The organism is Vibrio sp. SCSIO 43155, assembly GCF_023716605.1.
Lineage (GTDB): Bacteria > Pseudomonadota > Gammaproteobacteria > Enterobacterales > Vibrionaceae > Vibrio > Vibrio harveyi.
In genome coordinates, this window is sequence record NZ_CP071852.1 from 915261 (window position 1) to 940205 (window position 24945).

Below are 24945 nucleotides of genomic sequence, written 5' to 3' on the forward strand. Positions count from 1 at the left end.
ATGAACTTAGAAGTGGTTCAAAAAATACTCACTCTCTATTGAGTCATATTGTTATTAACGGCTGGGGTTAGAGTTACAGCCAATAAAAAAGGCTCCGCTGGAGCCTTTTTTCATCGGGGGGCGTACTTACTTTTTGGTGTGGAACTGTTCGCATGCCAGCATTGTGTTCTCAATTAGGCTTGCCACTGTCATCGGACCAACACCACCTGGTACTGGGGTAATGAAGCTCGCGTTTTCACGCGCTTTATCGTATTCCACGTCACCCACTAGTTTGCCTGACTCAAGACGGTTGATACCCACATCAACCACAACCGCGCCTTTCTTAATCCACTCTCCAGGAATGAAGTTCGGCTTACCAACCGCAACTACAACAAGGTCTGCTTGGCGAACGTGACCTTCTAGGTCTTTGGTAAAGCGGTGACAAGTCGTTGTTGTGCAGCCAGCAAGAAGCAGCTCAAGAGTCATTGGGCGACCAACAATGTTTGATGCACCAACCACAACTGCGTGTTTGCCACGTAGTTCGATGTTGTAACGATCAAGAAGCGTAATAATGCCTTTTGGTGTACAAGAACGAAGCTTAGGAATGCGCTGTGCTAGACGACCCACGTTGTAAGGGTGGAAGCCATCCACGTCTTTCTCTGGGTGAATGCGCTCAAGAACGTGCGTTGCGTCGATGCCAGCAGGAAGAGGCAACTGAACAAGAATACCGTCGATTTCTGCGTCGTTGTTCAACTCATCAATTAGAGCCAGCAATTCTTCTTCCGACGTTGTCGCAGGAAGGTCAAAAGACTTAGAGACAAAGCCAACTTCCTCACACGCACGGCGCTTACTGCCAACGTATACTTGAGAAGCTGGATCTTCACCAACTAGAACAACTGCAAGACCAGGAGCGCGAAGACCAGCTTCAATACGAGCTTTCACACGTGCTGCAACTTCGGATCGAACAGTTTGGGAAATAAGAGTTCCATCTATATTTTGAGCAGTCATGACTTTCCTTTTAAATTGAGAAGGCAAATTATTTGCGGCGCATTGTCGCAGAAAATCTATTTAACATCCATACGCAAACGTTTGCTTTGTGGTGTTTTTGAACATTTAGCCTTTTGGTGCCCTTTTTTTAGGCATTCAGATCAGAATGTTATGAAAACTCGTTGATTTAAGCGCTTGAACTCGTATAATCCTGTCCCTGTAGCGCGCCCTTAGCTCAGCTGGATAGAGCACGTCCCTTCTAAGGATGTGGTCATAGGTTCGAATCCTATAGGGCGTGCCATTTATTCAAAAGCCCCGATAACTCTCTGAGTTGTCGGGGTTTTGTCGTTTTGGATTGTCCAAAATGACTCATTTCATAGAATTTGGTTCTCTTCTATTCCATTTAGTAAATCATGAAAAAAATAATTCTAACCGCAGTTGTGCTTTCTATTTTAAGTGGATGTGTCACGCGTAAAGTTCGTGTGCTTCCACAAGCTGTCAATATTTCTCCGATTACTGACGTAGCAATTAAAAATCTTAATTGTCAGATGGTGGACTCTTACACGATTGAAGATATCCATCCTAACAACGTTGACCGTATGTTGAAGAATCAAACATACGCATCGGGAGGTAACCGTTATCACATTGCTACCGTGCTCGATACCAGTCGTGGTCGTCCTTCCAGTGTGGTTGCTGAGTTGTATCATTGTCCATCGGCACCGAGCGTAAGTGTGGCTAAAGCAACCAAGACCATGCTATTGCCTGGTGCCAATGAGGTGCAGCCAATCTCATTTGCAGAGGTGGAAAACAATGAGTGTAAAGTCATCGGTAACCAAGTTGTGTCTGAGCAACAAAAAGGTTCGTTATTTGAGGAACTTGCAAACCAAGTTTATATGGCGGGTGGTAACCGATATCACGTGGTGAAGGTGATAGAAACCGATGGACAAACCCCAACGTCAGTTTCAGCAGATATTTATCGCTGTAAGCACCGCTCTGTAGCTTACGAATAGAACAAAAAAGCGCTAGTTAAGAAGCTAGCGCTTTTTGTTTAAAAGGGGTTTAGATCTTTTTAAAGATGAGTGAGGTGTTGATACCGCCAAACGCAAAGTTATTGCTCATTAGGTATTCAACATTGAGCTCGCGACCTTGTCCTGAGATGTAATCTAGGTCGCCACACTGTGGGTCTAGGTTCTCTAGGTTAAGGGTCGGGTTAAACCAACCTCCGTGCATCATCTCTAGGCTTAGCCACGCCTCGATAGCACCACAAGCACCTAAGGTATGACCAAAGTAGCTCTTCAATGAGCTGATTGGCACTTTACCGAGTGCATTTGCCGTGGCGTTGCTTTCTGCAATGTCGCCGCGGTCAGTCGCCGTACCGTGCGCCGATACATAATCGATTTGATCTGCCGAAATGCCTGCGTTCTGTAGCGCCATCTCCATACAGATTTGCATGGTTTCCATTTGAGGTTGTGTTACGTGTGCAGCATCGCAGTTGCTTGCAAAACCAATGATCTCGGCATAGATTTTCGCGCCGCGAGCCACTGCGTGTTCGTACTCTTCTAAAACCAATGTACCTGCGCCTTCGCCAATTACTAAGCCATCGCGCTCGGTATCGTAGGGTCTTGGGGTACTTTTCGGTGCGTCGTTTTTCAAACTGGTCGCGAAAAGGGTATCAAACACAGCCGATTCTGTTGGGCAAAGCTCTTCAGCGCCACCTGCAACCATCACGGTTTGGTAACCGTGCTTAATGGCTTCGTAGGCGTAACCAATCGCTTGGCTGCCAGAAGTACATGCGCTACTGGTTGGGATTACGCGACCTTTTAAGCCAAAGAACAGACCAACGTTAACTGCAGTCGTGTGTGGCATCATTTGTACGTAAGTTGTCGCGGTAATCGCTTTGGTGGTTTTATCATTTAGCATTACACCAAATGCGCCAATGGCATCGGTACTGCCTGTAGATGAGCCGTAAGCGATACCGGTTTGACCGTTAGTGAGAACATCATTGCCAATCAGACCAGCTTGGCTTAGCGCGTTTTCTGTTGCGACAGTCGCAAGCTTAGAGACACGACCCATACCGCGGACTTGTTTGCGTTTGTAATGCTTCGGTAGTTCGAAGTCAGTTACAGGTGCAGCAAGCTTGGTGTTCAAACCATCATATTGCTCATAAGAAGGCATGTATTGAGTGGCGTTCTGGCAGTCGCGCAGTTTAGGCTCTACTGCTGACCAATCGTTACCAAAGGCGGTAACACCGGACATACCTGTCACAACGACTCGACGACTCATACTAAGCCTCCATTTACTGAGATAACTTGGCGGGTAACATAACCTGCGATATCAGACATCAAGTAGCTTACCAGACCAGCCACTTCCTCTGGTTCACCCATGCGACGAAGAGGGATTTGCGGCATCGCGTGCTCTTTTACGTGCTCATCCACCATGCCAGTATCAATAAGACCTGGTGCCACACAGTTCACGGTGATCTTACGTTTTGCGAGTTCAAGCGCGAGAGATTTCGTTGCACCAATCACGCCAGCTTTTGCCGCGCTGTAGTTGGTTTGACCACGGTTGCCCATCAGACCAGACACCGACGCGAGAGTCACAATACGACCGCCTTTGCGTTTTTGTACCATTGGCATTACGCAAGGGTGCAGTACGTTGTAGAAACTATCTAGGTTGGTATGAATCACGCCATCCCATTCTTCTTCCGTCATAGCTGGGAAAGCAGTGTCGCGAGTGATGCCAGCATTGTTGACGACACCGTAGTAAGCACCATGCTCTGCGATGTCGGCTTCTAGTTTAGTACGGCATTCTTCGCGGTTGCTGATATCAAACTGGATCAGACGACCTGAGCCACCATGTTGTTCAATGGTCTCTAAAGTGTTTTGTGCGCCTTGTTGATCGCCCATGTAATGCACGACGATGTGGAAACCGTCTTTGGCAAGTTGAACGGCGATGGCTTTACCAATGCCTTTACTGGCACCAGTTACGAGGACTTGTCGGGTCATTGTTGACTCCTGATTTTCATTTCTTTTAATTTTTCTTCTGATGGAACGTATACGTTCAACTGACAGGTAGCGATGGTTTTTTCTTGCCACTCCATGCGAGCAGAAAACACCGCCATGCCATTGTCTTCCATCATTTTCTCGGCATATACGTCGAGCTGTTGACCTTGAGTAAAGGCATCGCACTCAGAGGTGTAACGTCGACTGCCTAATAAGAACCCAATAGGTGGCTCCTGTCCTTGAATAAGGGCATGGTAGCCAGACCAAGCGGCAACAGACTGTGCCATAAACTCTATGCCGACATACGCCGGAACCGTTTGAGTATGACGGTTGAAAAAAGGGTTATGCTCGCCAATATCAACCTGACAATGGATGGTGTCTTGTTGAATATCGATAGCACGATCAACCAAGATCATTGGTCTATCGTGCGGAAGCAGTTGTTCAATTGGGGGAAGTTTAGTCATGAGCGTAACCAAAAATAAGACTAACGTTATTACCGCCGAAAGCAAAAGAGTTGCTTAAAATCGCTTTTCCACCAAGTTTTGATGGTGCTTCAACGAGGGAGATTTCGATATCTTCCGCTTTGTTCGCGCAATGCTGGGCGGGGAGATCGAGATCGTAATTCAAAATATGCCATGCGATTGCCGCTTCAGTTGCGCTGGCCGCACCTAGAGTATGACCGGTTAACGGTTTGGTTGAGCTCACTCGTACAGCATCGCCAAAGCAGCGGAAAATGGCTTTGCTTTCCATCGAATCGTTCAATGGGGTCGCGGTTCCATGCGCATTGATGTAACCAATATCTTCAGCCGTTAAGCCTGCGTTTGAAAGGGCTTTGTTCATGGCATCTTCTGCACCTAGTCCCTCTGGGTGTGGTGCAGAGATATGGTGTGCGTCAGAGCTGTCTCCTGCGCCTAACAACGCCACTTTGGCGGGCGTGTGGCTCAATAGCATGATGGACGCGGCTTCTCCGATATTAATACCCGAACGATCTGCATCGAATGGTAAGCAGTGTTTGTCTGACAGGGCTTCTAGACCACTAAAGCCATTTAAGGTCAGGCGACATATGGTGTCGACACCACCAACAATCACGGCATCGACTAGCCCCGATTTTAAAAGACGTTGAGCGGTGATAAATACGCGTCCACTGGAAGAGCAAGCTGTCGATACGGCGTAATGAGGACCTGCCAGTCCAAAATACGCGGCGACAAAGTCACTGCAATGACCAAGCTCTTGCTTACGGTAATGGTAATCGTCTGGGAACGCACCATCTGAGAGCTTTTCTGCAAAGGCAATTTCACCATCTGCAATGCCGGAGGTGCTGGTCCCGATCACCACGGCAATGCGGTCTGAGCCATATTGGCTAATGGCTTCGCGGACTTTGGGTTCGATCTGCAAAATGGCAGAGAGTGCGAGTCGGTTGTTTCTAGAGTCAAACGAATGCAACGCCTGCGGAAGCGTTGGTAATGGTTCTAAGACGCGTCCAATAACGGTTTCTCGATCGTTATTCAGAATGGTTTTATCCATGACCATGTTCGATGGCTTAGAACCCGATAGACATTGATGAATGCTTGCATCATCGTTACCCATCGCGGAATGAAAGCCGCAGGCCTGAATATACAAAGGTTGAGGAGAGCGAGTAGACATAGTGTTGTATTAGGATCGTTCTTAATTTAATTGATACTGCAGTGTTTGAATAGAAATCGAAAACGGATGCTGAAGGTGATTAAAGCTAATCTTACCTTTCAGTTTGTCGTGATTCTCATAGCGGATGTCTATGATCTTTTCACCGTCGCTATTAAACACGGCTCTAGAATATTCATCATCAATCATTCGCCACCTTACCTTATTTAGCGGCGCTTCCCAAGCAGAACTCGGCCACAGCGTGATCATTAGGTTGAATAGTACTTGCTCCGGTTCTGGCAACGTGCCATCGAGACCGGTTAAAATTTCTGCATTTATCTGCTCACCATTGTAGTTGAGGGATAAAATTCGGGTACCCCAAGAGGAAAAGCCGGCTAGTGTTACATCGTTGCTGTTCACTTGTAATTGCACTGGCAGTTGTTCTTGTTTCTCTTTTCCTTCTGCGGTCCAAGTCGCAGTAATCAACTGGCTTGCTGTGAGGTGATAACCGAGATCGTTCGGGGCAGGGAGCGCGACAGAGACGCCTTTTTCTATTTCGACGCTAGGCGTTGATTGTTTGGGTACTAAGCTGCAAGCACTGAGCAAAGTTACAAAAATCATTGTGATGAAAATACGCACGGCCGTGGAAGTGCTCATTGTGATTTTTCCTTAGTCATAATAGCAATCGGCGAGAGTAGCCAAGCGATGAAAATGCCACTTAAAACGGTCACACCAAAGCTATGAATCGCATGGGTTTGACTGAGAGAGAGTAACCCAAAAGACAATACCGTTGTGATGGCAGAGAGCGTAATCGCGAGAAGAGTGCTCAAACTGCGTGCTTTCTCAGCAAAAAATAGGGTGTAGTCGATACCTATTCCCAAGATCAGGATCAAGCCTAACAAGTTAAATAAGTTGAGTGTCGAGCCAGCAGCAACCGCGGCAGCGAGACCTCCAATACAAGCAATTGCTGAAGGGAGTAAAATACGCCAACCGTGGTGAAAGCCGTAGCGTTTGACTAGAACGGCAAAAATAATCGCGGCAGCAGCAAATAACAGCTCCATGATTTTAATGCGGTACTCGCCAAATAATGTCGAGATCTCTTCGGCTTTGTTTAAGTAACTGATATCTGGTTGAGACTGCGCAAATGCTATTACAATTTCTGGGTCGTTCAACTTGTTTAACGTGATGACCGCTGCCGATTGGCCTTCGATTTCTCCCAAGTAGAGGAAGCGAATTGGTTCGGACACCGGATTGTTTAGATAGTCTGGCAAACTGACTGGCACAAGGGTGTTTGTCAGTTTTGGCTTGTGTGCCAGTTGTAAGCCTGATGCTAAAGCAGAAGCTTGCGTTTGGTACAGATTCGCTATCAGAGCAAAATCACTTTGTTGGCGTTCGGTTGAGCCCAGATACTTACTCAAACTTTGATAGCCTTCAATGATGTTGGTTTGTTGCCATTGCTGTAGCGTAGGGTCAAGTTGCTCTAGTCGTTGAAGTAGAGATTGATCCGTGTCGGCGGTGACCACAAGCATTTGCTGAGAAGCCTGCATTCCACTGACTTTTGTAATCAAAGCTTCTTGCTGCTTTAGCGTTTCTGGCATGGCTTGCAATTGGCGAATGTCATCGTCGTACTTCAACTGAGTGAGAAAATAGCCACTGATGATAAGACAGATAAGCGGCAGCCCAACTTTCACACTAAGACGCTGCCACGCAGATAACCATGCAGACAACAACCGATGACCCGGTACTGTCATCGCATTGCGAGAAGGTTTCACTGCGAGAATCGGGTACCAAGCTACTACAGTTGCGTAAGCGGCAATCAGTCCGATAGAGGAGAAGAGAGCAAGTTGCTGCAAGCCAGGGAAGGGCGCAATCAACATGCCTAAATAGCCAATCAAACTGGTGATAAGACCTAAAGTGATGGCAGCAAAAATATGTTTGAGACCTTTTCGGCTGTCCCACTGGCTGCCTTCAGATAAACGTTCAGTCAGATAATGGAAAGCGTAGTCTATTGAAACACCAATTAAGCTTGCACCGAAGACCAAACTGAATAGATGGACTTTGCCAAATACCCAAGTGGTGACGCTAAGAGCAATCAGCAAGCCAACCGAAATGGATAACAGCGCTAAAGAGAGTGGCATTAAACTGCGGAACACAACCAAGAACAACACGACGATGCCCAATAAAGAGAACACGCCAATAGTGCTGATTTCTGATTTCGCACTCTGAGTGCCAAAGTCTGCGTAAAACAGTACGCCGGTATGCGCGGTTTTAGCACCAAACTGTGCGGCGATGGATTGCTCTAGCTGTTCGATTTTTGGGACGACACTTTGAGTCGAGAGAGCGTATGGAGAACCACTGAGTGTCGCAGTGATTAAGAGGTATTGTTGACCATCTTTTTCGACAGACAAGTAGCCATTATCGAGTCTAAACGCTGATGTTTGCTGCGTGACTTGGCTTAAGTAATCACGAAACAGTAAGAACGGATCGTTTTGTAGCTCTTGACCTGTTACGCCCGAAAACGGGTTGTAAAGGGATTGAACCACATATTGCACTTGAGCTTGTGGGTCTTGGCTTAGTCGCTCTCGTTGTGCTTGAGTCAGTTGCTGGAAACGATGATTGAAGTAGTAGCTTGCCCAAGCTTGTTGAGCGTCAGGTGATATTTTCCCGACGACGTTGGTAAACTGTTGGGTTTCTCTTAACCCTTTTTCAAATGCGCCAGCGGCTTTTAGCAATTGTGTTTTGTCGGCAGCGGTCAGTACAAAGATGACTTGATCACTCATACTGGTGGAGACTGCTTCAAACGCTTGCTCTGCGATTGGATTTTGCTGATTTTCAGGCAGCAGTTTTAGGATGTTGGTTTCAATCGGCGAGTGTTCGCTCCCCACCCATTGTTTTAATAGCAGAGCGCTTGCGATCACAACTAAGCTTAACCAAAGCCAAGCCAATGCGTATGAACCTAGACGGAATTTAGAAATCAAATTGAGCCTTTTCTGCATCCGTTAATTCCTTTGGCAAAGACGCTTGTTGAGTAAACTCAATCTCTGTTTTGTCTCCGCGCAGTTCTTCTAGCATTAATTGGTCAATATGAGTGTTACCAGAGAGCGTGATGGCTTTAAACACCGCGTTAAGTGGCGCTCGTTTTGGAGTGAGAACCAATTGCCATTGACCACTATCTTGAGCAGAAAAGTCCAGTGTAAACTGTTCTTTCAATGCAGCGGTATCACCATGGAAAACTGATAGAAATACATGGCTAAAATAGAATGCCATTGGGTTTTCTTGTGCGGTGATGGTTTTTGGCGCTTGGTTAGCAAAGGTCTGGCGTAACTTGTCTTGAGTTAAAACCAAGTTTACGGCAAATGGGATCTGCTGTTGCCAAAGTAAACCGTGCGATTTGCTGAGAGTAAAAATGCCTGTTGAAGTAAGCGGTTGATTAAACATCTCTAGGTGACGGCTTTGTTTAAAATCGCCGCGGACTACTTCGTTTTGTGACAACTGTGCCTGCAACGAGTCGAGATCCACCACTTTTGCCCAGCTCGGAGTCGAGAATGATACGAGCAGAGCCATAGACACAAATAAAGAGAACAAGGATTTGCGCATTAAGATAAGCTCCCACACTTATGCCACTGCTCTACTTTATCTAGAAAAGCGGCAGGAGAAACAAAGCACATTTCTTGTTTTTCGATAGAAACTGCCACTTGTGTGGTATGAGCTTTACACATGCGCTGATCGGTTTTGGCATCATAAATCACGTAGTCTACGCGCAAGCGGTTTTCCCACTCAGTGAGCGTCGCGGTAATGCGAATTTCATGGTTGAATGGGATTGCCTTTACATACTTCACGCGGGTGTCGATGATTGGCCACATGTAGCCCGACGCTTGCATATCACGGTAGCTGTACTCAATCTTCTCCATTAGCACTCGGCGTGCTTCTTCGAAGTAACGAAAGAAGTTACCGTGATAGATGACGCCCATCGGATCAGCATCCTGAAATGAGGTGACCATTGTCACCTCAGTTTCTAGCGGGTAAAGGACTTGTTCTTGCATTACGCCTCCGCGTACAACAACCAGTGACGTTGTTGGATTTTAGCTATGAAGTTACGTAGATCGTGCTCTAGTGGACGGTCTTCGACAACAAACTCGAACTCTTCCAGTACCGCATCGCGAATCATCTTCAAGTTACTGCTCATGTGGTGTTCGTCTAGCTCATTATGGCGGCGACGAATCTCTACCGCTTGAACACTCGCCAGCAAAGATGCCGCTGCGACTTGTTCTGTCAGCTCAAGAACGCGCATACAGTCGCGAGCTGCAATCGTACCCATGCTCACTTTGTCTTGGTTGTGACACTCTGTTGAGCGTGAGAACACGCTTGCAGGCATGGTGTGTTTTAGCGCTTCTGCTGTCCAAGCTGAAATACCAATTTGCACCGCTTTAAAGCCATGGTTGATTGGCTTACGTTCGCCTTCCGCACCCGTCAGGTTGAATGGCAGACCATTGTTGAACTTGTAGTCCATTAACTGAGCCATCTGACGATCCAGTAGATCCGCTAGGTTCGCGATGTTTGTTTTCAGTGTGTCCATCGCCATTGCAATATGACCGCCGTAGAAGTGTCCACCATGCAGTACGCGTTCGTTGTCGCCATCGATGATTGGGTTGTCGTTTGCGCTGTTAAGCTCGTTCTCGATCAATTGACGCAACCAAGGAAGAGAATCTTGAACCATGCCGATCACGTGTGGAGCACAACGCAGAGAGTAACGATCCTGCAGGCGGTCACTGTTGCGTGGTGGGCGTTCCGCTTTAAGGTCGTTACGTAGCCATGCCGCAACTTGTTGTTGACCCGGATGAGGTTTCACTGCGAAGAGGGCTTCATCAAAGTGGAAATCATTGCCCTGCATACCTACCGATACCATCGCCGTGATCTTAGTGCACAACTGAGCAAGGTATTCTGCGCGTTTGTAAGCAATACACGCCAGAGCAGTCATCACGGATGTGCCATTCATCAGCGCCAAACCTTCTTTTGGTTTGAGCGTAATTGGAGTAATGCCAAGTTCAGTAAATACATCAAGAGTTGGGCGTACTTCACCTTTGTAAAGCACATCGCGCTCACCAATAAGCGCCGCAGCAAGGTAAGACAGTGGTGTTAAGTCGCCACTAGCGCCAACTGAGCCTTCCTGTGGGATGCGTGGTGCAATGTCGTGGTTGATCAGGTTGACGATTTGGTTCAATAGATCATGCGAAACACCAGAAACCCCTTGTGATAGAGAACATAGGCGAGTTGCCAGCACGGCTCTTGCTTGCTCATGAGACAAGATCTCGCCTAAACCACAACCATGAAAGCGAGTGAGGTGAAGGGGTAATTCATCGACCAATGCTGGTGGGATTGCAACAGTGCAAGAGTCGCCATACCCAGTGGTTACGCCGTAAATTACGCCTTCTTCTTTAAGTAATTTTTCTAGGAATGCCACGCCGCGATCAATCTTCGATGTGAATTCCGGTGACGCATTCATGTTTGCTTTTGCACCGTGTGCAATCGCGACGACATCTTCAATCGAAAGGCGTTCTGCACCAAAGGTGATGCTTTGATTATTGTTCATTGTCATGTTGCTGATTACTTAAAGTCCAGAAATTAAAAAAGTTGTACCACTGCAATGGAGCTTGCAGTGTGTGATGTTCTAATCGTTGCGCATATTGCTGCACCACGTTGTCCAGCGCTTCTTGGCGACTCTTACGTGGTAAGACGATTTGATCACTAAAATGTTCAAAATATACGTTAAAGTGCGGCGTTTCGGCGTTATCGTCTCGTAGACCAAACAGCAGATAAACTGGAGCTTTCAACACTGAAGCCAACATAAATGGTCCCTGTGGGAAGGGAGCTGGCTTGCCTAAAAAGTCCGCCCAAACGACGCGGCTTTCAACGCTGGTGGAAGTGCGATCGCCAACAATCACCACCCATTCGCCTTGCTCTATTTTTTGTTGAAGCAAAATGGCGGTATCGGGTCCCATCGAACTCACTTGGATAAGGTTAAGCTCGGAGCTTGGGTTGACGGCCTTCATCACGGCATTAAATTGCTCGGCGTGCTCGGTGAACACCAATGCATTGATTTTCACGTGTGAATGTCGGCGACCAAGCGCTCTACACAATTCGATGTTACCAAGGTGGGAACCAAGAATGACCACGCCTTGTTGTTTTTCAGCCATCTCTTCGAAGTGGTGTTGACCATGAATGGTAAGATTGTCCACACTGAAATCACCTTGCCAAGCTGCCAACTTATCAAGCATGGTTCGCCCAAATGACAGCAGGTGCTGATAGCTGTCCAAAGGTTGAGGTAGGGTGATGTTCTGTTGTTTCGCGTGTTGTTGCAATTGATCTAAGTAGATCTCAGAAGCTTGTCGAGCAGACTTACCTGTTAGGTGGTAGTAACGCATTACGAGCTTCAAAATGAGGTCAAAAACTTTGCGCCCAAATACTCGATAAACGGCTAATAGGGTTTTGATCCCCAACACGGTGCCTTGTTCTTTTCGCTTTGACCAATGAGCGTCGCGAGATGTTGCTTGCTTGGATTCGTTTGCACGCTTGTGCTTACGAGCCAGCAATGAAGGGATGCGAGGCAACATGCCAAAGAACAAACGTGTGTGCATCCAACTGATTTTTACGTTGTCCCAAAGTGCATCAAAATGAGAAATGCCACCTTCAGGGTAAATCACGCGTGTTGGTACGAAATCAATATCGGTGCCTTCCCAATACATACGAACTAAGATCTCAATGTCGAAGTCCATGCGCTTACCAATGTCGTACTTGTGGAGCACGTCCACAGTTTGGGTAAGAGGGTAAGCTCGAAAGCCACACATGCTGTCTTTGATAGAAAGCGATAGCGTCTCAATCCACACCCAAACATGGGTCGCGTATCGTCCGTAGAGACGTGATTTAGGTACGCTTTCGTCGTAAACCGGTTGTCCAGAAATTAGTCTGTTTGGGTTAGCCTGCGAAGCCTGCAATAACGTTGGCACAGCCTCAAGGTCGTGTTGCCCATCGGCATCTATCTGAATTGCATGAGAGAACCCTTGTAGCAGCGCTTGCTTAATACCAGCCATTACTGCGCCACCTTTACCTTGGTTTTCTGAAAGGCGAATCAAGGTGATTTTCTCTTCATTTGCTAAAGCATCTAGAGCACGTTTTGTCTCTTCATTACTGCCGTCATCAACGACTAAAACTGGCAGGGAAAAAACAGACAACGACTCAACTACAGCCGCAATCGTGCTGCCATGGTTGTAGCATGGAATAAGAAAACAAGGGTGGTATTGGTTCTCGTTGCTTGCGCTTGTCACGTTAATTCCCTAGCTTCATTTTGCCTGAAGAGTGAACCACGGTTTGCTCGCCCGAGATCGACGTATACTTAAATGCCAGTTTTTCACGCTCTGCATCCCAGGAAAGCGTGAGGCTAACGCACATGTCCGGTAGGATAGGTTCTTGGAATTTGATGACTTCCATGCCTTTGAACAGTGTTGGTGTGTTCAAGTATTCGACCGCATAAAACAGCGCCCAATCGATTTGTGTTACGCCTGGCAACAATGGGAAATGGGTAAAGTGACCTTGGAAATCCAAGATGTCGGCATCGACACGCATTTTAATCGTCGCGATGTGATTGTCGATATCAACCTGTTTGAGCGTTGGTTTTCTTTTGTCCATGATGAGTTCTTTTATTCTTGGAACAGTTTTTCTATTTCAGCGATCTGGCGCTTGCCTTGGCTATTGAGCGGAATCTCGTCTAAAACGCGGAATTTTCTTGGAATAGCAATCGGCTCTAACCAGTTACGCAAGGCTTTTCTTAGCGCTAACCAGAACTTACCTTTCCCGAGTTCTTGCAGTGTTTGATCGCCTTCGTTGGTCAAGACTATCACTGCAAATAGAGACAGCCGCCCGGCATCTTCCATTGGGATGACGGCGCTTTCTTTTACCCACGGCAATTGCTCTAAACGCTTCTCGACTTCAACCAACGAAACGCGCTTTTCTTCAACTTTTACTATTCTGTCGGTGCGACCGCGTAGTTCGAAGGAAATACTATCATGGAAATAGCATTCATCTGCAGTTTGATACCACGCGTTTTCATCAATGTGGGGGGAGCGAAGCTTTAAACAGTTTTCATGATTTAGAGCGGCTTCTACACCGGGGAATAGAGTCCAAGGTTGGGTAGCAGATAATTGCTGTCGATAAGCGATACCACCCGTTTCGGTACTGCCGAAGACCTCTAATGGGTAATCACCAAACAATTGCTGGCTGTGATTGGCAGCATCATTAGCTAAAGGACCTCCAGAAGAAAAAACGCAGCGTAACGCCGATGGTTGATGCTCTTCTGTCAGGCGTTTAAGTAATGCAGGGCTACTGATCAATGTTGTCTCAGTAGAGGCAAAATGCACAATCTGCTCTGGAAATTCTAAGTTATGAGCGGCAAAAGGGCGCCCAGAGCACAATGGCCAGAGAACGCGAAATAGCAATCCGTAGATATGTTGGTGAGATACTGTGCTCTCGATATGAGAACCTTCCAGTTTGTCTCCCCATAAGCCGTCAAGAATGGCGACTTCCACATCCAGTTGTTTGAGTGTTTTTCTGATCGCTTTTGGTTTACCGCTTGAACCTGAGGTAAACAGCGTGACGTTGATATTCGCAAGTGGCAAGGCTTGCCATTCACAAATGAGAGAATCGAAACTTGTATTCACGTGCAAAGCTGAGAGCCCTGTCGGAATCATCACTTCAGTGTCGTGCAATACAAGATCGAAGTGCTCGTCGAGCTCTTTTAAAGCTTCAGGTTGGTAATTGCCGGGAAGGACGATGGATTTTCCAGCATGGCAACAAGCAAAGAAACTGAGCGCAAAAAGGTAGCTGTTGCCAAAACAGAGCGCGATTCGTTGGGCATCAAGCGCTTCTAACGTTGCTCGCAAACTGGCGACGTTATGCTGAAAAGACTCCCACGTCATGGTTTGGTTTCTGTCATACGCAATCGTGGATTGTGCCTCTCTATTGGCTGTCATTAAGGTCGCAATAGAGGAGAAGTTTAACGAACTTGTGTTCATACGATTTAATGTTCCTTTCGTACAAATTGACGCACTATCCATTCACCAGCGAACAAGCTACCAGCGAGTAAATAACTGATTAAGCCGTTGTACAGCGTCCAGATTTCGATAGGTTGAAAACAGGTATACAGTGCTACCGATGCATTCAAGATAAAGAATCCACACCACACGATCGTAACTTTTCGTGTGTAGATCACGCCACTTTGAGGAAGTTCAGGCTCTTGAAGGCGGGCCAGTCTCTCGATGATGGTTTGCGGTTGCTTCAAGCTCAGTGAGAACACGCCAAGCATGCAAAGGTTGACGACAACAGGGTAGAACTTTAGCCACCCGTGCTGCTTAAAAACAACACCTAAGGTGACTAAGACAATACCCACAACGCCCGTGGTGATCGCAAGGAACTTAAACTCTTTGAGTGGTGTTTTGTTTGCAGCGAGTAACCGCAAAAGCAACGCTGCAACCAATAAGCCACCAACCAGATTTAAACCAAATCGGTCGATACCGAAGTAAACCGCGAAGGGGTAGGCAAATAATACAATTGCAGACAAAACCGTCAGCAATTGGCGCATTAACTTTCCTTGAGAAGTTCAGTTACTGCATTAACCACGTCATCGACAGTACGAACTGTGCTGAATTCTGCTGGTTTGATCTTTTTGCCAGTGACATTTTGTAGGTGTACAACAAGGTCTACGGCATCAATGCTGTCTAGGTCTAGATCGGTGTAAAGATGGGCTTCTGGCTGAATGTCTTCAGCTTCAATTTCGAATAGCTCCACAAGCGCATCTTTAACTTGTTCAAATACTTGATCTTTATTTACGTCTGTCATGAATATACCTAAAAACTATTCATTATCTTGAGAAGAGGTTTGAGAAGAAATGTACTTCGCAAGGTTAGCTACAGAAGCGAAGTGCTCACGAGTGTTCGAATCGTCTGCATCAATGACAATGTTGTATTGCTTTTTAATTGCTAATCCAAGTTCAAGAGCATCGATAGAATCCAAGCCAAGACCATCACCAAAAAGTGGCGCTTCTGTTTCAATATCGTCGACGGTTAAATCTTCTAGGTTTAGAGCGTCAATAATAAGTTGCTTGATATCGTTGTGTAATTGTTCCACTGGGACCTGCTTATAATTACGAATTTTCTGGAAATATAGTTTCAGCCAAATGCTGTTGTAAGCGACGAGCCGCTATCGTTGGGGACGTAGTTTGCTTTATAAAAGGCTCAATCTCAACTTTATCCTTAACTTCAACCTTGAAAAATGGTTTTGTCTTTGGAACTTGATACCATTTTTTCTCTTTTGTTAGGAAGCTTGGCGTGACCGTAATATGTACGACACGCAAATCTCGCTCGGTTCTAACCGCTATTTGCGCAGCGCCTCTTTGTAATTTCGATTTTACACCTGGAGTGGTTCTTGTGCCTTCAGGAAAAATAAGCAAAACGTTACCATCGTCAAATCTTTCTTCACACATTGCTAATAAATCATCAGGTGCTTCGTTGGGTATATAACCTGCAGCCTTAACAATGTGCTTCATAAATGGGTTTGCCCAAATTGCGGATTTAACTAAACAGTCGCAGCGCTTTAATTGGGATGCGATCAAAACGTAATCAATTAAACTTGGGTGGTTCGCAACTATGAGACAGTTTTTATCTTGTTGAAGAATGTCGGCACCAATGATTTGGTAATCAATTGCGCCGCAAAGCTTCATCAAATTACAAAAAGTGTTGAAAGAATATTGAATCGCCCCTTGAACTTTATATTCTCTCTGTTTTATATCCGATGTAGTCAGGTGAATAAGTGGAATGACGATAAAGCTGAGTGCCAAGCCACCTAAACCAAAAACCGAGAAACAAAATCCTGTCGCGAATACTCGCCAATATTGATTCAACATTCTCATTGACGACGCCATTCCCATGATTGTTGAGGCGAATGAATCGTCCAATTGTTTGCTGATGATAAAAAGTGCTGAATAAAGCTAAGCCCTTGCGGAAAGGCATCTTCGTCTGTTTTCTCGGTTGTTGCTTGTACACTAAAAGTATCGCCATGAGAAAGCACCAGACCTAAACCATATCCATGGTAAGCGTGCGTTTCAAACTCAGAATATGACTCTGGGAGTGGCTCATCAAAATCGACAACCAGAACTTTCTTGTCAGGGTTGTCATACAGGAATAGCCACGCTTCGATTAACGCGCTTTGGAAGGTATTTTCAGCAGCTGCGATAGAGGTGAGAGGGATCGGCTGTTTAGTTGCGATGGTCGCAAGCCCCGCTGCGGTATTATGCACAGACTGAGAGAATGCCATTGGCGAAGCTTCTTCACCCTTGAGGATGTCTTCTACCAACGCCACACTGCGATGAAGTTCACCATGACGGCTAGAGAAAACAAGGTAGTCAACATCGTGCTGCTTGAGCAACTCAATCGCCGTTTGAACCGCTAACTTACTCAGTTGGCTCATACGTCTGCGCATCATAGGTGGGATATCAGATACGTTCAGTTTGCCTTCTTCTGGCCACTGACCGGTAGAGGTCCATTGTTTCCACTCATCGACTTGACTAAGCCCTTGAGAGTTAGCTGACCAAGCGTCGATATTAAACGAAATTTTGATCTTGGAGTTTGGCATATTTGATTAAATTGCTTTATTTTACCGCTCGATACAATTTAAGCTTCAGCAGAAACCATAATAAAGGAAATTATCATGTCACGTTTAAAGCTGTTTATATCAGTGCTATTAACTTTGCTTCTTGTCGGTTGTGGTCGAGTGCAACCTGTATTGAATGTGGAGGATACTCCAGTTGCTTATGATCTTCAAAATAAACAAGTAAAAGCGGCGATTGTTCAATCAGCAACTAATCGCGGTTGGACGATTGAAGAAACAAGCCCAGGTGTATTAATTGCAAAAATCAACGTTCGTAGTCACTTTGCGGAAGTAAAAATTCCATATAGCAACAAATATTATTCAATTATTTATCTCAACTCAGTAAATCTAAAAGCAAGTGATGGCAAAATCCATCGTAATTACAACCGTTGGGTGAACAACTTAAATGTTGATATTCAACGCGCGCTTGCACTTTTAGGCGCAGAGTCCCAGTAATAATTATATTAATTGAAGTTAGGTTTTTTCGTGTTAAATCAAAATATTGATCCTTTCAACGCTTTTGAAGCTAAAACAGAAGCTCAAAAATTATCTTTTGCCCCTATTGTTTTCCACACTGCGAGAACATTAAGAGAACTTGGTATCTTAGCCGCGCTCGACAGTGCAGGCTCAAAGGGTATGAACGCTGTAGAAATTGCAGAAAAAACGGGTGTGTCTGAATACGGCGTGAAAGTATTGTTGGATATGGCCATTAGTGCGCACATTGTTTTGTGGGAAAAACCTAACTATTCCTTGGCTAACCTAGGCTTTTACTTACTTTATGATGGCATGACGCAAGCAAACATGGATTTCACTGCCGATGTTTGTTACGCCGCTATGATGCACCTAACGGATGCGATCAAAGAAGGCAAGCCGTCAGGTCTTAAAGAACTTGGTGATTGGGAAACCATTTACCAAGGGTTATCAACATTGCCAGAACAAGCGAAACAAAGCTGGTTCAACTTTGACCACTTTTACTCTGATCGCTCTTTCCCACTATTACTTAAAGAAGTATTTGCTAATAAACCAAGTCACATTGTGGACATTGGTGGCAATACTGGTAAGTGGGCAATGCAGTGCTGTAACCACGATCAAGATGTGAACATTACAATTGTTGATCTTCCTCAGCAGCTAGAAGTTGCGATGGCAAATACCAAGGAAAATCAACTGAGTGAGCGCATCACTCCATTCCCAGCCAACATGCTGGATAAAGCTCAAGTGTTACCTGAGCACGCTGATATCTGGTGGATGAGTCAATTCCTTGATTGCTTCTCACCAATCGAAATTCTCAATATTCTTAAGAAAGTGAAAGCGCAGCTTCGAGAAGGCGATACGGTGTATATCTTAGAACTGTTCTGGGATGCACAAAAATACGCGGGTGCTTCTTATAGCTTGAACGCGACCTCGCTTTACTTTACCTGTTTAGCAAACGGCAACAGTCGTTTCTACCGCAGCGATGATTTTCTGGAAATTGTTGAAGCGGCAGGCTTAGTCGTGACAGAAAGAACCGACAACATTGGTCTCGGTCATACGTTATTAAAACTACAAGCAAACTAGAAAGCAGAATGATAAAAGAACAAAAGCAAGTCGTCGTCGTTGGTGCAGGGCCGTCAGGTTCTACCGTTTCCGCATTGCTCAATATGCGCGGAATTAATGTCGTTGTGATTGAGAAAGCGTTGTTCCCACGTTTTTCGATCGGTGAAAGCCTTCTTCCTGCCTGCATGGAAGTGGTAGAGCAAGCCGGTATGTTGGAAGCGGTGAACCAATATGGATTCCAGTACAAAGATGGTGCTGCGTTTCGTCGCAATGGCGTTTATACCCAATTTGATTTCACCGACAAATTCACTGCAGGACCGGGTACCACTTACCAAGTTCAACGCGGTAACTTCGATAAAGTACTGGCAGACAGTGCAGTGGAGCAAGGTGTTGAAATTCGTTACCAACACGAACTGACAAGCATCGACTTTGAAGGTGCCAAGTCGATTCTTAATGTGCTTGACGCTGACAAACAAGCTTACCAAATTGAAGCCGATTACGTGCTAGACGCTAGTGGTTTTGGTCGCGTTCTTCCTCGTTTGCTCGCGCTAGAAGAGCCTTCATGCCTGCCACCAAGAAAAGCAATTTTTACGCACATTGAAGACAACATTACTGCAGAAGGGATTGAATACGATCGCAACAAGATCCTGATCTCTGTGCATCCTGAAAATCATGATGTGTGGTATTGGTTGATCCCGTTCTCAAATGGTACTTGCTCATTTGGTGTGGTTGGCGAACCGACGTTCTTTGAAAACTATCCCGAGGATAAGATTGCCGCTCTTAAGCAGTTAGCAAGTGAAGAACCAGGGCTTGCGCAGCTCCTTAACCAAGCTCAGTACCCAAATCCTGCTGGTGAACTGGGTGGCTATTCAGCGAACGTAAAACACTTAGCGACACCACACTACGCGTTGCTTGGTAATGCTGGTGAGTTTCTTGATCCTGTCTTCTCTTCAGGCGTGACTATTGCCATGAAGTCAGCACAATTTGCAGCAGACTGCATTGAACGCCAGCTAAATGGTGAAACGGTCGATTGGCAATCTGATTATGCTGATCGCCTAATGGTGGGCGTCAATACTTTCCGTACTTACGTGGAAGGTTGGTATAACGGCATGTTGCAAGATGTTATCTTCTACCAAAACCCCAATCCACGTATCAAACAGATGATCAGTGCGATTCTTGCGGGTTACGCATGGGATGAAGCCAACCCATACGTAAAACAGAGTGAGCAGCGCTTAGCGACCCTAGCTGAGCTAGTGAGAGATGAGGGGATGTAATCCTCCCACTCTTTTTAATACCGAAGCCCCGCAAAAAATCGCGGGGCTTTTTCGTCGGTTGAACCTAAATTTTTAAACACTCATGATGGTGTCTGTCTTCGTTTAACCTTATGATTTAATGAGTTTAATAACAGCAGCCCAACCATGTCTTCGACTTTTCATTTTTATAATCAGAATGCTGGCTCATTAGCAGAGCAATATGATTCAACAACTTTTGAGCAAGTGCATACAAGTTGGCAGGCTTTTTGGCCTCTTGTTGGTGATCGTGTGTTGGATGTTGGCGCAGGCTCCGGAAGAGATGCTAAATGGATGGCCAAAAAAGGCTGCGAGGTTATTGCGCTGGAACCTGCAACGTCGCTGTTAAAACTAGGAAAAGCTGAAACTGATGATTCTGTCGTTTGGTTGGAAGATTCTTTGCCAGCGCTTGAGAAAACCACCAACTTGGGGCTTCGCTTTGATCTTGTGTTAGTGAGCGCGGTTTGGATGCATCTTGCTACTTCTCATCGTGAACGTGCTTTCCGTAAGCTCTCTAATCTGCTTGCGCCCAATGGTCGATTGGTCATAAGCCTTCGCCATGGAGAGTTCACTGATGGGCGCAAAGCTTATCCTGTTTCTGTTCAAGAGTTAGAGCAGTTGGCAAAGAACAATGCGCTTATCGTTAGACAAGTTTCTGACAGTAAAGATCAGCTCAAGAGGGATGATGTTTATTGGCAAACCGTTGTGATTTTAAAGTGAAAGAAGAACAAGCCGTGTCACTTCAATATTATGTAGATAAATTCCGTAGCCTGAATATGAATAGCTCTAATGGGAAAAAGAGCCCTCATAAAGTGTGCATGTTGCTCACGGTTATGGAGCTCATTCAGGCGGGACATATCTCTTCCAACAAAATAGAGTTTAATTAGGTCCTCAAAGAGCGTTTCACTTATCACTTAGCAAACTTTGCTACTGGGAATGATAGGGATACACCGGAAAATCCTTACTTTTTTCTGAGAAGTGAGGGATTTTGGCACTTGTCTTACAATGATGGTTTTCAAGCGGAATCTACCAAACGATACTCGTCAAAAGCGATTGCTTATGCTTATCTTGATGATGAGCTTTATGATTATATGAGTAGCTATATCGTTTCAAATGAATTGAAAGATGCTCTTGTTTCAAACCTTTCAGATTTAGCGTCTTTGTTTTATCGCTGGTTGATTGACCTAGGTAAGTCAGAGAAAACAGCGAAAAACTATTTGGGCGCAGTTCGTGGTTCAATATCGAACTGGCTTATGGATGCTGGACAGATTCAAGAACCAATTACAGATGTGAAATCATACGGTGAATTTAAGAACTATAAGCTCAAAGCCCAAAGTTTACCTGAGTTTAAAATTCGAGATATCAAGGGGAAAGGGATGTACAGTGCTGCGCTTTCTCACTACGAAAACTTTTTTGTCGACTTATCTCAGATAGATGTTAATGCAGATATTCGACAAGTAATGAACGATAAGCAGCTCAGCTCGACGGAAAAGACTATTTTAGTTAATACAAGAATGGGGCAGGGGCACTTCAGGTCAAAATTAATTGATATGTGGGGTGGTTGTGCCGTTACGGGTTTTAAGAACACGCAGTTGCTATTGGCATCTCATATTAAGCCTTGGCGTGAATCGGATAACGAAGAGCGATTAGATAGATTTAACGGGCTGTTGTTAATTCCAAATATCGATAAGGCATTCGATCTTGGATTCATATCATTCAATGATAGTGGGAAGGTTTTGATTTCAAGTTATCTAGAGAAACCCGAGGTTCTTGGATTACAAGAAGACATGTCCTTTCAGGTGCATCATAGACATAAGCGTTACTTAGGTCACCATAGAGGGGTAATATTTAAGGGTTTATAAATTGAACACGAATGAAGATGAAATCAGCATTTATGTCCTTTCTTCGTTCGCTCTCAGAAAGCCAAAAGGATCCATCTCACACTTTTGCTTGTTATTACTGATAACGATGTTAAATAAGTGAGAAATGGATTACAGTTTGGAGCATGTTTTCCAAATGTGGTTTTATCGTGAAAACGGTTTCTAAGTTATTGTATAAGTTGACAAAAATTAAGCAGCTTAAACACAAGAAAGATAAGGTTTTTCCCCTTTCTGATGCGTACACTCAAAAGAATCAGAAAATTCTAAAAATCCTCTCTCCATCTTCATTTTTCTACAAGAAAGGTCATGTTTCTGTGCCCTTTTCGACGCCTTCTGTAGATGTTCTTGCTTGGGGGAGTCGCGTATCTCCTGAGTTTAAAAGTAAAGTGAATGATATTTCCCGAGATCTCAACATCGATCCAAATCATCTGATGGCTTGCATGGCTTTTGAAACAGCAGAGACATTCAGCCCCAGCATTAAAAACGGCTCGGGGAGTGGGGCGACGGGTTTGATTCAATTTATGCCATCAACCGCGGAAGCACTTGGTACGAGCACAAAGAAGCTTGCTCAAATGAGTGCGTTAGAGCAACTCGATTATGTGAAAGCGTATTTTATGCCTTACCGAAACCGCCTGTCTTCTCTTGAGGATGTGTATATGGCGATCCTGTATCCTGCGGCTATTGGTAAACCCGCTGCTCATGTATTATTCAAACAAGGATCAATTGCTTATCGCCAGAATGCAGGGATCGACCGCAATAACGCTGGGAAAATCACACTAGGCGATGTGTCATATAAAGTGAGACGTAAGCTAGAAAAGGGACTGCATCCTAAGTTCTTAGGCTAGCTCATTCTCTTAAATCTGGAGCAACTAGAAAGTTGCTCCGCCGTCCACTCTTAAATCGTGCATGGTAATGTGACCCGCTTTCTCACTCAGTAAAAATTCAATCGCATTGGTTATGTCTTTGGTTTCTGCAATCTTGTTCAAAGGAATACCAATCCGGTGTGACGCTAAGTTACCCTGAATCGTTTCTCGTTCTCCATAGGACTCATTCCACATTTGTTCTTGCATCGGTGTTCTGGTTGAGCCTGGGCTAACAATGTTACAGCGAATGCCGTATGCCGCGAGTTCTAACCCCAAACATTGCATCCACATATGAAGTCCCGCTTTAGACGAACAATACGCCGACATGTTGACTCTTGGGGTGTCTGCTGCGTTCGAACCTACCGCAACAATCGCGCCTTTTTTGTTATTTTGAACCAGCAATTTCGCCAGTTGTTGTGTCAGTAGCATGGTCCCCTTTAGGTTCACGTCTAACGTTTTAATGAGCGCTTCAGGAGGGAGTTCCAGAACAGAACCAAGATGTAGCGCACCGGCGCATGTAATCACGTAGTCAGGAATGAGCTTGTCTTGAGCAAGATAATGACACGCATACTGAACGGCTGTGGTGTTGGCTAAGTCAAAGGGAAGTAGCAACGTTCGAGCTTGCTGTTTTTTTGGCAAAGATTGTTTGAATTCCTCTAGCAGAGCTTGCGTCATATCGCAGGCAATCACAGTAGCCCCTTGTTCCAATAAGCTTTTGGCACAGGCAAGTCCAATACCTTGCCCTGCACCAGTCACTAGGCACAGTTTACTTTTGAATTCTGTGTTGTTTTCACTCATAACCCTCTCCCTTCGTGCTGCAAATATCACATCCAAACTAGATAGATGATAATGATTTTTGTTATCGTTGTCATAATATTAACAAGGAGGTAATGAAATTGACGAACAAACTAGGTTGGAAAATCAAACCTTGGTTGCTCACGTTAGGGCTTGTCGGGTTGGCTGGATGTGAGTATTTACCACACTACGCAGAGGTAGATCTGTCCGAGCAAAAAATCGAACAAGTGGTCGAGCAAGCTAAATCAGCAGACGCTGCGATTCTTAATGCGTTTAAGCAACACAACTTTGTGGGTATTGGCGATTATCATTGGAATGATGCTTTCTTGCGCTATGCAACAGAGCTGGTTTCGACTCCTGCATTTTCAGATCAAGTCACGCATATTGTGGTGGAGTTTGGCAATGCAAAGTACCAACCTGTACTGGATAACTACTTAGCTGGTGGGGACGTGAGTGATGAACAGCTTCGCTCAATTTTGCGAGGTTCGATCTACTTTATGGCTTGGATGCCAGATGCTTATGCCGATTTCTTCAAAGCGATAAAAGTGCGAAATCAAACGCTACCTAAAGGGAAAAAAATCCATGTGCATTTAGCCGAAGCACCGTTTGATTGGAGCACTGTGAGTAATGAAAAGGTATGGCAGCAAGCTGCTAAAAACAAGACGGATCATTTTTATCAAGTTGCTGCTGAGCGTATACAAAACAATCAGAAAGCACTGTTGATTTTTGGGGCTTTCCATTTGGTGAATGCGCCGCGGGATTACGTTGCAAAAACACAAGCCAGTGCTTGGCCATTGGCGACACGATTAGAGCAAGCGTTTCCCAATAGTACCTACTTGATTTGGCCAATGACGGAACCAGAAGTGGTAAAGACGTTTCATGACGTAAAAGCTCCGGCGCTTCTTGAGGTCGCAAAAAGTCCGATTGCTGATCTGAGGTTTATCGATTTATTACCAAAAGCCCGTTATAAGCTTGCTGCGATGGACGACATGGACGCCCAAGTCGGTGGTTTGTTTGATGCTTTTCTTTATCTGGGTGATAACCAACGAACAACGGTATTCCCTCGTGATGTGATGGAAGATCGGGAGTGGGTAAATGAGATGCAAAGACGCGTCGATATTATCGGTGGGAAGACGCAAGACCGCTTCAATGAGATTCGCTCATTAAGTGATAAGAAATACGGCTTTGTTGATAACAACTGATGCGCTGTTAATTGGAATAAAGATTGAGAAAGGGCTGACGGCTGAGGGCGTCAGCCCTTTCTTTTTGGCTATGGATCCAAATCAAAAATTGTTAACGATGC

The 24945-nt window shown here is 45.3% G+C and carries 25 protein-coding genes, 1 tRNA gene and 2 pseudogenes; 9 read left to right on the forward strand and 19 right to left on the reverse strand.

Annotated features, from left to right (window positions below; translation table 11 throughout):
• Window positions 1-126: 126 nt before the first annotated feature.
• The gene (folD, locus tag J4N44_RS04290; protein WP_005446463.1) at window positions 127-987 is read right to left on the reverse strand and encodes a bifunctional methylenetetrahydrofolate dehydrogenase/methenyltetrahydrofolate cyclohydrolase FolD; all 861 of its coding nucleotides are present in this window, start codon (window positions 985-987) and stop codon (window positions 127-129) included.
• 203 nt (window positions 988-1190) lie between these two features.
• Here folD and J4N44_RS04295 point away from each other — a divergent pair.
• Window positions 1191-1267 (forward strand) — tRNA-Arg (locus tag J4N44_RS04295).
• Window positions 1268-1379: 112 nt separating this feature from the next.
• Complete coding sequence (locus J4N44_RS04300) at window positions 1380-1976, forward strand: hypothetical protein (RefSeq protein ID WP_009701281.1); 597 nt, start codon at window positions 1380-1382, stop codon at window positions 1974-1976.
• A 49-nt stretch (window positions 1977-2025) separates the two neighbouring features.
• Here the strand turns inward: J4N44_RS04300 and J4N44_RS04305 are convergent, their stop codons facing one another.
• The 17 genes from J4N44_RS04305 to J4N44_RS04385 are packed head-to-tail and all read right to left on the reverse strand — an operon-like array spanning window position 2026 to window position 17267.
• Entirely contained in the window at window positions 2026-3249 is a 1224-nt protein-coding gene (locus J4N44_RS04305) for a beta-ketoacyl-ACP synthase (protein ID WP_005446466.1), read from the reverse strand.
• Window positions 3246-3971: a 3-oxoacyl-ACP reductase FabG gene (gene fabG / locus J4N44_RS04310; RefSeq protein WP_005446468.1), complete on the reverse strand. Its 726-nt coding sequence runs from the start codon at window positions 3969-3971 to the stop codon at window positions 3246-3248. The genes J4N44_RS04305 and fabG overlap by 4 nt, the downstream gene beginning before the upstream one ends.
• Window positions 3968-4432, reverse strand: a complete 465-nt coding sequence (locus J4N44_RS04315; protein ID WP_252044870.1) for a hotdog family protein — start codon at window positions 4430-4432, stop codon at window positions 3968-3970. The genes fabG and J4N44_RS04315 overlap by 4 nt, the downstream gene beginning before the upstream one ends.
• Entirely contained in the window at window positions 4425-5612 is a 1188-nt protein-coding gene (locus tag J4N44_RS04320; protein WP_252044871.1) for a beta-ketoacyl-[acyl-carrier-protein] synthase family protein, read from the reverse strand. The genes J4N44_RS04315 and J4N44_RS04320 overlap by 8 nt, the downstream gene beginning before the upstream one ends.
• Before the next feature lie 21 nt (window positions 5613-5633).
• Window positions 5634-6245, reverse strand: a complete 612-nt coding sequence (locus tag J4N44_RS04325) for a DUF3261 domain-containing protein (RefSeq protein ID WP_252044872.1) — start codon at window positions 6243-6245, stop codon at window positions 5634-5636.
• Entirely contained in the window at window positions 6242-8584 is a 2343-nt protein-coding gene (locus tag J4N44_RS04330; RefSeq protein WP_252044873.1) for an MMPL family transporter, read from the reverse strand. Before J4N44_RS04330 ends, J4N44_RS04325 begins: the two co-directional genes overlap by 4 nt.
• A complete protein-coding gene (locus J4N44_RS04335) occupies window positions 8556-9185 on the reverse strand; it encodes a LolA family protein (protein WP_017818969.1) in 630 nt (209 codons plus the stop codon). The genes J4N44_RS04330 and J4N44_RS04335 overlap by 29 nt, the downstream gene beginning before the upstream one ends.
• Window positions 9185-9631 carry an acyl-CoA thioesterase gene (locus J4N44_RS04340; RefSeq protein WP_005446478.1) on the reverse strand — a complete coding sequence of 149 codons (447 nt, stop codon included), beginning with the start codon at window positions 9629-9631 and terminating at the stop codon, window positions 9185-9187. The genes J4N44_RS04335 and J4N44_RS04340 overlap by 1 nt, the downstream gene beginning before the upstream one ends.
• Window positions 9631-11184 (reverse strand): HAL/PAL/TAL family ammonia-lyase, encoded by a 1554-nt coding sequence (locus J4N44_RS04345; RefSeq protein WP_017188379.1) that lies wholly within the window; start codon window positions 11182-11184, stop codon window positions 9631-9633. The genes J4N44_RS04340 and J4N44_RS04345 overlap by 1 nt, the downstream gene beginning before the upstream one ends.
• A complete protein-coding gene (locus J4N44_RS04350; protein ID WP_017818971.1) occupies window positions 11168-12910 on the reverse strand; it encodes a glycosyltransferase family 2 protein in 1743 nt (580 codons plus the stop codon). Before J4N44_RS04350 ends, J4N44_RS04345 begins: the two co-directional genes overlap by 17 nt.
• Before the next feature lies 1 nt (window position 12911).
• Window positions 12912-13271 carry an ApeI family dehydratase gene (locus J4N44_RS04355; protein WP_009700649.1) on the reverse strand — a complete coding sequence of 120 codons (360 nt, stop codon included), beginning with the start codon at window positions 13269-13271 and terminating at the stop codon, window positions 12912-12914.
• Window positions 13272-13282: 11 nt separating this feature from the next.
• Entirely contained in the window at window positions 13283-14653 is a 1371-nt protein-coding gene (locus J4N44_RS04360) for an AMP-binding protein (protein ID WP_045490497.1), read from the reverse strand.
• Window positions 14654-14658: 5 nt separating this feature from the next.
• Entirely contained in the window at window positions 14659-15219 is a 561-nt protein-coding gene (locus tag J4N44_RS04365; RefSeq protein ID WP_009700647.1) for a COG4648 family protein, read from the reverse strand.
• Window positions 15219-15476 carry an acyl carrier protein gene (locus J4N44_RS04370; protein ID WP_005446488.1) on the reverse strand — a complete coding sequence of 86 codons (258 nt, stop codon included), beginning with the start codon at window positions 15474-15476 and terminating at the stop codon, window positions 15219-15221. The genes J4N44_RS04365 and J4N44_RS04370 overlap by 1 nt, the downstream gene beginning before the upstream one ends.
• Before the next feature lie 15 nt (window positions 15477-15491).
• Complete coding sequence (locus J4N44_RS04375; RefSeq protein ID WP_009696047.1) at window positions 15492-15764, reverse strand: phosphopantetheine-binding protein; 273 nt, start codon at window positions 15762-15764, stop codon at window positions 15492-15494.
• A 16-nt stretch (window positions 15765-15780) separates the two neighbouring features.
• Window positions 15781-16545, reverse strand: coding sequence for a lysophospholipid acyltransferase family protein (locus J4N44_RS04380; RefSeq protein WP_005446490.1), 765 nt, complete (start codon window positions 16543-16545; stop codon window positions 15781-15783).
• Window positions 16542-17267, reverse strand: coding sequence for a beta-ketoacyl synthase chain length factor (locus tag J4N44_RS04385; protein WP_252044874.1), 726 nt, complete (start codon window positions 17265-17267; stop codon window positions 16542-16544). Before J4N44_RS04385 ends, J4N44_RS04380 begins: the two co-directional genes overlap by 4 nt.
• Window positions 17268-17342: 75 nt before the next feature.
• On the opposite strand from J4N44_RS04385, the gene J4N44_RS04390 reads away from it, so the two are divergent.
• The 6 genes and pseudogenes from J4N44_RS04390 (at window position 17343) to J4N44_RS04415 (ending at window position 22829) form a co-directional block, all read left to right on the forward strand.
• A complete protein-coding gene (locus J4N44_RS04390) occupies window positions 17343-17738 on the forward strand; it encodes a hypothetical protein (RefSeq protein WP_005446495.1) in 396 nt (131 codons plus the stop codon).
• Window positions 17739-17768: 30 nt separating this feature from the next.
• Window positions 17769-18836: a methyltransferase gene (locus tag J4N44_RS04395; RefSeq protein ID WP_252044875.1), complete on the forward strand. Its 1068-nt coding sequence runs from the start codon at window positions 17769-17771 to the stop codon at window positions 18834-18836.
• 8 nt (window positions 18837-18844) lie between these two features.
• Window positions 18845-20089 (forward strand): NAD(P)/FAD-dependent oxidoreductase, encoded by a 1245-nt coding sequence (locus tag J4N44_RS04400; protein ID WP_050902971.1) that lies wholly within the window; start codon window positions 18845-18847, stop codon window positions 20087-20089.
• A 144-nt stretch (window positions 20090-20233) separates the two neighbouring features.
• A pseudogene (locus tag J4N44_RS04405) lies at window positions 20234-20815 on the forward strand (class I SAM-dependent methyltransferase); the annotation flags it as partial.
• Window positions 20816-20838: 23 nt separating this feature from the next.
• Window positions 20839-21966 (forward strand): annotated as a pseudogene (locus J4N44_RS04410) (HNH endonuclease).
• A gap of 143 nt (window positions 21967-22109) precedes the next feature.
• Window positions 22110-22829, forward strand: a complete 720-nt coding sequence (locus tag J4N44_RS04415; RefSeq protein WP_252044876.1) for a transglycosylase SLT domain-containing protein — start codon at window positions 22110-22112, stop codon at window positions 22827-22829.
• Window positions 22830-22853: 24 nt separating this feature from the next.
• Here J4N44_RS04415 and J4N44_RS04420 read toward each other — a convergent pair whose 3' ends face one another.
• Complete coding sequence (locus J4N44_RS04420) at window positions 22854-23645, reverse strand: 2,3-dihydro-2,3-dihydroxybenzoate dehydrogenase (RefSeq protein ID WP_050932155.1); 792 nt, start codon at window positions 23643-23645, stop codon at window positions 22854-22856.
• A gap of 92 nt (window positions 23646-23737) precedes the next feature.
• Here J4N44_RS04420 and J4N44_RS04425 point away from each other — a divergent pair, with 92 nt between their 5' ends.
• Window positions 23738-24844: a hypothetical protein gene (locus tag J4N44_RS04425; protein ID WP_252044877.1), complete on the forward strand. Its 1107-nt coding sequence runs from the start codon at window positions 23738-23740 to the stop codon at window positions 24842-24844.
• Window positions 24845-24945 lie beyond the last annotated feature (101 nt).

What these genes read in the sequence shown, in the direction of transcription:
- folD (WP_005446463.1), bottom strand. Translation starts at nt 987, where the DNA reads ATGACTGCTCAAAATATAGATGGAACTCTTATTTCCCAAACTGTTCGA.
- J4N44_RS04300 (WP_009701281.1), top strand. Translation starts at nt 1,380, where the DNA reads ATGAAAAAAATAATTCTAACCGCAGTTGTGCTTTCTATTTTAAGTGGA.
- J4N44_RS04305 (WP_005446466.1), bottom strand. Translation starts at nt 3,249, where the DNA reads ATGAGTCGTCGAGTCGTTGTGACAGGTATGTCCGGTGTTACCGCCTTT.
- fabG (WP_005446468.1), bottom strand. Translation starts at nt 3,971, where the DNA reads ATGACCCGACAAGTCCTCGTAACTGGTGCCAGTAAAGGCATTGGTAAA.
- J4N44_RS04315 (WP_252044870.1), bottom strand. Translation starts at nt 4,432, where the DNA reads ATGACTAAACTTCCCCCAATTGAACAACTGCTTCCGCACGATAGACCA.
- J4N44_RS04320 (WP_252044871.1), bottom strand. Translation starts at nt 5,612, where the DNA reads ATGTCTACTCGCTCTCCTCAACCTTTGTATATTCAGGCCTGCGGCTTT.
- J4N44_RS04325 (WP_252044872.1), bottom strand. Translation starts at nt 6,245, where the DNA reads ATGAGCACTTCCACGGCCGTGCGTATTTTCATCACAATGATTTTTGTA.
- J4N44_RS04330 (WP_252044873.1), bottom strand. Translation starts at nt 8,584, where the DNA reads ATGCAGAAAAGGCTCAATTTGATTTCTAAATTCCGTCTAGGTTCATAC.
- J4N44_RS04335 (WP_017818969.1), bottom strand. Translation starts at nt 9,185, where the DNA reads ATGCGCAAATCCTTGTTCTCTTTATTTGTGTCTATGGCTCTGCTCGTA.
- J4N44_RS04340 (WP_005446478.1), bottom strand. Translation starts at nt 9,631, where the DNA reads ATGCAAGAACAAGTCCTTTACCCGCTAGAAACTGAGGTGACAATGGTC.
- J4N44_RS04345 (WP_017188379.1), bottom strand. Translation starts at nt 11,184, where the DNA reads ATGACAATGAACAATAATCAAAGCATCACCTTTGGTGCAGAACGCCTT.
- J4N44_RS04355 (WP_009700649.1), bottom strand. Translation starts at nt 13,271, where the DNA reads ATGGACAAAAGAAAACCAACGCTCAAACAGGTTGATATCGACAATCAC.
- J4N44_RS04360 (WP_045490497.1), bottom strand. Translation starts at nt 14,653, where the DNA reads ATGAACACAAGTTCGTTAAACTTCTCCTCTATTGCGACCTTAATGACA.
- J4N44_RS04365 (WP_009700647.1), bottom strand. Translation starts at nt 15,219, where the DNA reads ATGCGCCAATTGCTGACGGTTTTGTCTGCAATTGTATTATTTGCCTAC.
- J4N44_RS04370 (WP_005446488.1), bottom strand. Translation starts at nt 15,476, where the DNA reads ATGACAGACGTAAATAAAGATCAAGTATTTGAACAAGTTAAAGATGCG.
- J4N44_RS04380 (WP_005446490.1), bottom strand. Translation starts at nt 16,545, where the DNA reads ATGAGAATGTTGAATCAATATTGGCGAGTATTCGCGACAGGATTTTGT.
- J4N44_RS04385 (WP_252044874.1), bottom strand. Translation starts at nt 17,267, where the DNA reads ATGCCAAACTCCAAGATCAAAATTTCGTTTAATATCGACGCTTGGTCA.
- J4N44_RS04390 (WP_005446495.1), top strand. Translation starts at nt 17,343, where the DNA reads ATGTCACGTTTAAAGCTGTTTATATCAGTGCTATTAACTTTGCTTCTT.
- J4N44_RS04400 (WP_050902971.1), top strand. Translation starts at nt 18,845, where the DNA reads ATGATAAAAGAACAAAAGCAAGTCGTCGTCGTTGGTGCAGGGCCGTCA.
- J4N44_RS04415 (WP_252044876.1), top strand. Translation starts at nt 22,110, where the DNA reads ATGTTTTCCAAATGTGGTTTTATCGTGAAAACGGTTTCTAAGTTATTG.
- J4N44_RS04420 (WP_050932155.1), bottom strand. Translation starts at nt 23,645, where the DNA reads ATGAGTGAAAACAACACAGAATTCAAAAGTAAACTGTGCCTAGTGACT.
- J4N44_RS04425 (WP_252044877.1), top strand. Translation starts at nt 23,738, where the DNA reads ATGAAATTGACGAACAAACTAGGTTGGAAAATCAAACCTTGGTTGCTC.